The organism is Streptomyces sp. 13-12-16, assembly GCF_002114215.1.
Classification (GTDB): Bacteria; Actinomycetota; Actinomycetes; order Streptomycetales; family Streptomycetaceae; genus Streptomyces.
In genome coordinates, this window is record NZ_NCTE01001053.1 from 1 (window position 1) to 904 (window position 904).

Below are 904 nucleotides of genomic sequence, written 5' to 3' on the forward strand. Positions count from 1 at the left end.
AGGAGCGCCCGGCGCGCGTGCCCGCCGGGCGGGCGGACCGGCCCCGGTGGGACCCGACTGTCAGTGGTGGGCGGCAAGCTGGAGGCGATGTGTGACCGATCTCGACAGGGGAGAGCCGAGCGATGTCCGCCGCCGTACTGACCGACCGCGAGCGCACCGCCGTCCAGGCCTATCTACGGCTGCTGCACACGGTGCGCGCCGCCCTCGACACCCGGTCGGGCCCGCCGGGGCCCGTGGGGCCCCCGACGGTGCCGCCCTCCGTGCTCGCCGAGGCGGAGACCGCCCTGGCCCGGGCGGGCCTGGCCGGCAACGAGGAGGTGTTCTTCCGGATGCTGCGCGACTGGCACCCCGAGCCGTAGGAGGGGTGCCCCGCTCAGCTGTGCGGGACGGCGACCGCCGTGGCGACCAGGTCCTTCTCGGTGATCCAGCGGCCGGTGAAGTGATCGACCACCCGGGTGCCCACGCGCGGGCCGGGGACGAGGAGGGTCGCCCGGAAGCCGCCGCGGGTGGGGTCGCCGGGGTCGGCGAAGAGGTCGAGGTCGGCCTCCATGAAGTCCAGCCACTTCCCGGTGAGCGGGAACCACGCCTTGTAGACGGACTCCTTGGCGCTGAACAGCAGCCGGTCCCAGTGCACGGCGGGCAGCTCCTCGGCCAGCCCGCCGATCCGCGCCGCCTCCCGCGGCAGCGCCACGGAGGACAGGACGCCTTCGGGCAGCGGGGCGTGCGGCTCCGCGTCGATGCCGAGGGACGCCAGGTCGGCGGCGCGCACCAGGGCGGCGGCGCAGTAGCCCTGGCAGTGGGTCATGCTGCCGGCCAGCCCGTCGGGCCAGACGGGGGCGCCCCGCTCACCGGGCAGCACCGGCTGCGCGGGCACGCCCAGCTTGTCCATGGCGCGGCGGGCCCC

General features: G+C 76.3%; 2 protein-coding genes. One reads left to right on the top strand and one right to left on the bottom strand.

All coding sequences use genetic code 11. The features are described from left to right. Window positions 1–122 precede the first annotated feature (122 nt). The gene (locus B7767_RS35015; protein WP_085575597.1) at window positions 123–359 is read left to right on the top strand and encodes a hypothetical protein; all 237 of its coding nucleotides are present in this window, start codon (window positions 123–125) and stop codon (window positions 357–359) included. Window positions 360–373: 14 nt separating this feature from the next. On the opposite strand, the gene B7767_RS35020 is transcribed toward B7767_RS35015, so the two are convergent. After that, window positions 374–904: 4'-phosphopantetheinyl transferase (locus B7767_RS35020; RefSeq protein WP_085575598.1), on the bottom strand; the 531-nt coding region annotated here is incomplete at its 5' end.